6 protein-coding genes and 1 pseudogene are annotated in these 7,350 nt (G+C 27.3%); 2 read left to right on the top strand and 5 right to left on the bottom strand.

All coding sequences use genetic code 11. The features are described 5' to 3' along the window. From ACVC2P_RS01270 to ACVC2P_RS01260, 3 genes and pseudogenes are all read right to left on the bottom strand, one after another. Window positions 1-1,070, bottom strand: a pseudogene (locus ACVC2P_RS01270) (DUF2326 domain-containing protein); the annotation flags it as partial. Beyond that, on the bottom strand, window positions 1,061-1,285 hold the full coding sequence (locus ACVC2P_RS01265) for an ABC-three component system middle component 6 (RefSeq protein ID WP_452596671.1): 225 nt from the start codon (window positions 1,283-1,285) through the stop codon (window positions 1,061-1,063). The gene ACVC2P_RS01265 and the pseudogene ACVC2P_RS01270, both read right to left, overlap by 10 nt. Beyond that, entirely contained in the window at window positions 1,272-2,240 is a 969-nt protein-coding gene (locus tag ACVC2P_RS01260; RefSeq protein ID WP_452596670.1) for an ABC-three component system protein, read from the bottom strand. The genes ACVC2P_RS01265 and ACVC2P_RS01260 overlap by 14 nt, the downstream gene beginning before the upstream one ends. Before the next feature lie 417 nt (window positions 2,241-2,657). Between ACVC2P_RS01260 and ACVC2P_RS01255 the strand changes: the two genes are divergently transcribed. Both ACVC2P_RS01255 and ACVC2P_RS01250 read left to right on the top strand, forming a co-directional pair. After that, window positions 2,658-3,791: a TRM11 family SAM-dependent methyltransferase gene (locus ACVC2P_RS01255; RefSeq protein ID WP_452596669.1), complete on the top strand. Its 1,134-nt coding sequence runs from the start codon at window positions 2,658-2,660 to the stop codon at window positions 3,789-3,791. Continuing rightward, window positions 3,792-5,375 (top strand): DNA methyltransferase, encoded by a 1,584-nt coding sequence (locus ACVC2P_RS01250; protein WP_452596668.1) that lies wholly within the window; start codon window positions 3,792-3,794, stop codon window positions 5,373-5,375. Here ACVC2P_RS01250 and ACVC2P_RS01245 read toward each other — a convergent pair. Both ACVC2P_RS01245 and ACVC2P_RS01240 read right to left on the bottom strand, forming a co-directional pair. Further along, the gene (locus ACVC2P_RS01245; RefSeq protein ID WP_452596667.1) at window positions 5,368-6,441 is read right to left on the bottom strand and encodes a hypothetical protein; all 1,074 of its coding nucleotides are present in this window, start codon (window positions 6,439-6,441) and stop codon (window positions 5,368-5,370) included. The two genes, ACVC2P_RS01250 and ACVC2P_RS01245, sit on opposite strands and share 8 nt — an antisense overlap. Beyond that, window positions 6,441-7,350, bottom strand: a 910-nt coding sequence (locus ACVC2P_RS01240) for a hypothetical protein (protein ID WP_452596666.1), incomplete at its 5' end; no start/stop codon positions are given. The genes ACVC2P_RS01240 and ACVC2P_RS01245, both read right to left, overlap by 1 nt.

The following is a 7,350-nucleotide window of genomic DNA, read 5'->3' as shown; positions in this document are numbered from 1 at the left end:
GTATTAAGTTGTTTATTTTTTTGCTCAAGTTTTTGTTCCAAATTAGGTAATTCATTATCGATAAACTTTGCTTTTTCTGTTATCATTTGATTATGGTAATTCACCATATTTTCAAATGATTTTTGCAATTCTCCTAATATGTCTGTTGCTTGATTATATATTTGTTCAAGTTGTGGAAGGTCAATTTCCGATTTATTTGCTTCTAAATCATTTTTTGCTTCAATTATTAATTCTTTTCTAATATTTATTTTACTTATTTCGGAACTTAATTTGTTGATTTCATATTTAATTTGATTTAGCTTGTTCAAATCAGAATCAAAATTTTCATTTAAGTTTAATTTAGACTTTTTGATATTTAATTCCTTAATATCATTTTCAATCAGAGAAAGTGTTGTTTCATACGCCGATTTTGTTTGAAATTTTTCTAAACGTTTTCTGAAATTATCTTCTTGTCTAATATTTTGAATTATCTCCTGCTTTTGATTTCCATCATTAAACTCACAACCTAAAAGGTATAGATATAACGTTTCGTATTCAGCATCAGAAGTAAATTTATCAAGTGTTTTTAAGGTATTATTAATACTTAAGTCCTTATAACGAATGTTATGTGAAATGATTTGGCGAAAACTTGGTTTTTCTGCTACTAGATTTGGAAAAAATAATTCTTTTAGTACATCTTCAAATTCCTCATCAGTATATGCTTGACCATTTATTCTTCTGATAACTGTTTTTCTTGAACTGAGGAAATTGCGTTCTATTACTACGTCATTTTCTTCTGTTGAATTTAAAGATTCGGATAAAGTAAGCACTACTAAAACTTCGTTGTCGATTAGAAAGTTTTTTACTAGAGTATATACTTCTTTTGGGTTTTCTGGGTCTTGCCAAACATTATTTTTGTTAGCTCCAAAGCAGAAGTCAATTAGTTTTAAAACAGTTGTTTTACCAATGTTATTCCCTGTAATGCTTTCTTCACTCTCATCTACGATTAAGTTAATTCCATTACGAAATGCAATTTCACGAATTACTGAGGAATTCTTAATATTTATTATTTGAAGTGATTTTAAGAACATAATTTTACTTCTCCTTTATTTAATTCAGCTACATTAATTATATAAAGCCAATCTAGGCATAAAATATAAACTGGAAATGACATTTTTTTATTTTCAATTACTTTTTGATATAAATCAATCATATCTAATTTATTGAACTCTTGTAAAGTTTTTAAAACAAGAGAAGCATTAAAATAGATGCTATTTTCTGGATGAACATTATCAGGTAGTAACATATTTGTAATCTTTAGGGTTCTCAAAAATTTTACATCTGATAAACGCATCAACAACTAAAATATCAATACACAATTCAATTTCGTCAATAGGGATATTGTTTAGATTATTGCTAATTAAAACTTTGTTTTTAATGTTTTCTATAGTATTAAAAAAGATATCATCTTTATTTTCTGTTTTTTTTAATTTTCGGTATTCCTTTTTTATCGAATTTAGAACTGAGTTACTTTTATTTGCACCTAATAAATCAAATTCTGCGTATTTTTCATCTACTTTTTTATAATAGATGCAAAATTCTTCAATCACTTCTCTAGCATCATCAAGTTCATTAAATTGAATTTTTCTTTCAATTTCAAAACTATTTGAATTGTTGTCTAAATGAGTATCATCCCATTTTTCAAGAGATAAAATATTTATTATTGTTGCTAAATTGCTATCTAATTTTACAATATCAATTTCTCCGCCTAATTCATCTTTTATAAATTCATAAAGTTCTCTTTGAGTTTTTATGTTCTCTGTGAGAATATAATTTAAAATCGTCTTTATATCGAAGATATCATTCTTAGGGTCAAAACTCACTGAATGAGGATTTGAGAATGTTTTAGTTCTTAAATCTGTTGCGTCTATTGAAATTGAAATAAACTTAAAACTATAGTCATTATATTTTTTGAAAATATCTTTCGATAAAGTAGATTCAATCTTTTGTTTAGTACAAGTAGCTGATACTTGAAAAATTATTTTGTTTTTATGGTCTATTAAATCAATAGCCTCAACATTTTGAGCGCTACTATTTAGATTAATCAGTTCATAGCCATATAATAAATTGAAAAAGTGTAGATAGAAATTTTCTGAATGTAAGTGAAGATTAAGAATATTTAATTTACCCTTTGTTTGAATGCGATGAGCAAGTGTATGAATTTTTTCATCTATGTATTCAAAATATTTGCTTCTATTCATTCAGTTTTAAGTTTTTTCAAAGATAATTATTAATTTATTCTATCATTCAATTTTGAGTTCTGTTTTTCCGCATTAGCTACAACGGTCTTGTATATGAAAAGTAGCGGGTTTTTACCCACTAACTTTTCCGTTTATGCTTGATGTTAAATTTATAAAATATATCTTTGCTTCAGACTTTAAATAGCTATTTTTTATATACGTTGTTAGCCACTGGCTTTTTTTCAATTCAGCTTTCAGTTCTATATTTCGATAAGTTTTATTTGAATGTTATTTAGTAATACTCTTTTGCAATTTTTGGCTTTAGTAGTGGTATTGAGCGAATTGCAAATGTGTATGGGATTGTGTTTGTGAATTTTAAAATAACTTAGTAGATTTGTATACTATAGTTAGCGATTAAATTAAGAATTTTATTAGAAAATGATTTTAGATAATATAAAAACGGACAATAAGGTTGATAATTCTCCAGAGGAAATAATTAAAAATTTTTCAAAATTAGAATGGAAAGATGGACTTTATGGGAAACAAAGTTGGGGACACTCATTGCATAAAATTGCACCGTATGTAGGACGTATAAAACCACCTTTTGCTCATTTTTTAATAAAATATGTTACAAAACCTGGTGATACAATTTTGGACCCTTTTTGTGGAATAGGCACAATACCTTTGGAAGGAAGTTTGTGCGGTAGAAATACTATTGGAGTTGATTTAAATCCTTATGCTATTACTGTTTCGGAAGCTAAAACACAACATAATTTAATTCTTCAAGATTTAATAGATTATGTTGAAAATTTAGATATAATTTCTAAAGGAGTTTCTATAAGAAAAATTCCAGATTGGGTAAAAGAGTATTACAATAAAAATACGCTAAAGGAAATACTATATACTTTGAATATTCTTAAAGCAGATGAACAGAAATTTATTTACGGTTGTTTAGTTGGAATTAGTCAAGGACATAGACCAGGGCATTTATCTAAGCCATGTGCTTGGACATTACCATATAAACCTAGACCTGATGATCCTGGTGAATATAGAGATGTAAAAACAAGATTAATAGCAAAAATTAAAAGGAATTATAAAGATAAAATTGAAAGCTCAGGTTCTATTAAAATCTTAAAAGAAGATTCTAGAAAGCTATCTATTGAAAATGAATCGGTTGATCATATTATATCATCTCCACCATACTATAATACTTTGGATTATGTTGGTAGTCATAGATTAAGATTGGCAATTTGTGGTGTTTATAAGGAAAATGATAAAAAGGCATTAAGGGATCAAACAATTCAAAGGTACAAGGACTATTTAGATGAAATGCGAAAGGTTATTGTTGAATTGTATAGAGTTCTAAAACCTGGAGGTTACTGTGTTTTTGTTGTTGGAGATCATTTTAAAGGAAAACTTGTTATCAATACTTCAGAAGAGTTGTCAGTACTATTTAAAGAAGTAGGTTTTACTTACTATGGAGCAGTTGAAGATCCGATTCCTGTTAATAAATCTGTGCAGAAAACCACAAAAAAAGTAAAGTTTGAAAGGATAATGCTCTTGCAAAAATAAATGGATATTAATTATACAAAATCTGGAAAAGTTTTTAATCAGCATCAATACTGGACTAAACAACCACTTGAGGCAATTGATTATTTTATTTTGAAGTATTCAAAAGAAGGAGATTTAGTATTAGACCCTTTTTGTGGTACAGGTATGACTGGTGTTTCTGGAATGAGATTAAATAGAAATGTTATTCTAAGTGATATAAGCAAAATTTGTCAGCATATATCTAAAGGTTATACCTGTGTTTATGATATTGATGAAACGATATTTAATAATGTTTTAAAAAAAGTCACAGAAGATATAGAAGAATATTATGTTACTCAATGTCCAATCTGTGAAAATAGTGGTAAAATTTTATTTTCAATAATTGAGGAAGTTTATTCTGATGAATTTGGAATTACATTAAAGCAAGGGGAATCTCTTTTTAGGAAAATCAAGCAAAACGAACCAATTAAAACTCCGAGAGGAAAAAATATAGTTTTCAATGGTTTTGAGTTAATACAGTTAGCATATAAATGTGAATGCTCTTCAACAAAACTTTATAAGAAACCAGATAAGGAAGACCTGATTAAATATAATACAAAAAACTTTGTTGAAAATGTATTACCAAATGATAATTTCTTTGGGAAAGAACCAGTAAGAAATTATAAAAAAGGAATAAAGAAGGTAAAGGATTTATATTCGAATAGAAATTTAACCGTTCTGTCACATTTAAAAAGCAGAATTGATTTAATTGAAAATAAACAAATTAAAACTCTTTTTGAGTTTGCTTTTACTTCAATATTATACAATTGCTCATTGATGAGTAGGTATCGTAAATATGAAAATACTTCAATTAAAATGGGAACATTTTACATCCCTCCAGTTATTAAGGATAATAATGTTTTAAAAAGTTTTTCTGCAAAAGTAAATAGTATTAGAAAGAGTAATATTGAATTATATGCAAAACGCCAACTTGGAACAGTTAGTATATTAGGTCAATCGGCTAGTAATCTAAAAAATATAGGGACTAGTAGTGTGGATTTTATATATACTGACCCACCATATGGAGACATTCTTAGTTATTCAGAATTAAATTTAGTTTGGGAATCATGGTTAAGTGATTTAAGTGATAATACAAACGAAATGATTATTTCTAAAGAAGTAGGCAAAACTGAAAATCATTATTTTGAATTATTTGAGAAATTTCTTGACGAGGCAAGTCGAGTGTTAAAAAAGGATAAGGTTCTTACGATTATTTTTCACCATCCAAAGATTGATTATTGGAAGAGATTGCAATTAATATTATTGAATTCGAATTTCACACCAATTATTGAAGAGTTACCTACTAGATTGGTTTCAGGAAATAAAACATCTTCCCAACATGCAACTAAAAAAAACACTCAAACTTTTCTTGCTTTTTCATTTATAAATAAAAAAGAAAACCAATTTAAGGTACCAGAAATAATTGAAGAAGATAAGTTAGTTGAAATTAAGGAAGAATTATCATCTCTAAAAATGAACGGAAGTCATTATCAGTATGATGTTTTAATTAATAAACTGTTACCAAATTATCTTATAAAATCTGAATACATGGACTTAATTAATTGATTTGTATTTCTCCATTATTAAAAGCTGTTTGAATTGCCTTTATTATGTCGTTTTGTCGATTTTGAAAAATGTTAACTGAAGCAATGTCTTCTAATGCTTTTTTAAGTTTCGGATCGTTGAATTTTAAATCATCAAAACACTTTACGTTTACTTTTGGATGGTTAAAAATATATTGAAACTCTTTTGAATTTCTTTGAGACAGTAGCTTTATTTCATTTTTTTTAAGTCTTATAAAAATCGCATAATAATCTGAATTTTTTGGACCTGAATAGATTTCAACCAAGTTTTTTCCTAACATGCCATGTCCATCTCTTTTTGTAGAAGTAGTTAAAGCAACATAGTTTTGAGTATACATTCTTGATCGACTACTTATTTTATTTCCTTTGCTGTTATATAAACTTGTAATTAATTGAATACTTCTAGCTCCATATATACTACTTCCAAGTTTAGTTTTCATCACAGAAATTATATCATCAATATTTTTTTGAAGTTCATTTTTTAAACCTTCCTTGTCCTTTACAGATTCGATAATTAATTTGCATAAGACTTGAGGTGAATAAGCATCAATAACTAAAAACCAACCTTTTTCTTTTTCTGATATTGCAATTGCTCCAGTTAAAAAACCCTTATGTATTTTTGCTGGTTTTATTTTAATATTACTGTTGACATTGGTTTGTTTTGTACCTGATTTCGAATAAGATTCACCATGCATTGGAACGAATGTAACACCAATAAATCCATTAAGAGCAACACCTGTTGAATGACTAAATCTATTTAATTGACCATCTCCAAATTGCCCTCTTTCAGTTCCAAAAGTTCCTTCTACAATTACTAGAGGTTTCCCATCATACAGCCAACCAGCATCATTTGATCCTAAAATGGCTTTTGTATTTGGGTCTTTGAAAGTTAAACCTCCATTTTCAAACAATCTGCCATCTTCGGAAGATTCATCAAATACTCTTAAAGTTAGTTTGTTTCCAAGTCCAATTTTACTTAACTCATTAAGAACTTCTAAATGAATATCTTTTAAAATATTCTTTATTCTAGTATCACTTGTGTAAGCCATTATATTAATTTAATTATTTCTAATACCGAAGTATTCATTGTGAAATCAATCAAATGAAATGATTGAATTTTATCCTTAGGTAAGCTATACTTATTAATTAGAGTTTGTATTAAAGTATTGAAATCAACATTACCCAATAAATTCAATTTTATATTTACATTAATCCAATCTTTGTCTATTTGTTGACTGTCAAGGTTCACAGTCAAAGATTTTTTACTTTCTTTACTTTTGAGAACATTTTTATCAAAATAAAATTCGCCGAAATTTTCACTTCCATTATTTTCACAATTTGGAATGATAGAGTATATTTTGTTAGCTAATTCAACATTTGAATATTTATTCATTTGTCTAATAGCTTGATCGAGAGACGATTTATCAGATTTAACTTCTCCTATGATTAAATCATAGTTGTCACTTTTAACAAAAGCAGATTCCTTTTTGATTGTCTTAAAATTTTTAATTACTGGAATTTTGTTAATTAGGATACCTTCTTTCGGTGATAGAATATTAAACTCTCTCAAAGGATTTATTATATCAGTTTTAAAAGCTGAAAAATCTGGAATTCCTCCATTTAACCTTTTGCCTTTATAAAAGTAATTTTGTTGAAACCAAGGAGTTTGATTTTCGACAATATATCCTTTGTTTATATAATACAAAGAAGTGAAATATTCGTAAATACACTCTTGACTTTGTCCAGATTTAAATAGTTTATATAAAATAAAGTCTCTTGGGTCAAAGCCAGATTGCACAAGCTCATTATATACCTTGGTGTCAATATTACTATTTAATCCTGTTGAGATTTCTTTTATTACGATGTATTTATCTCCCGAAAATATTTCAGGATAAAGACTCATAAGTTTGTCGGCAGAATTACCTTCTCTCAGAGACCTTTTAATATCTCTCTCAAAT

Source organism: Pontimicrobium sp. MEBiC01747, from assembly GCF_053601635.1.
The sequence above is the reverse complement of the archived record's forward strand: the minus strand, read 5'-3'. Positions and strand labels throughout refer to the sequence as shown.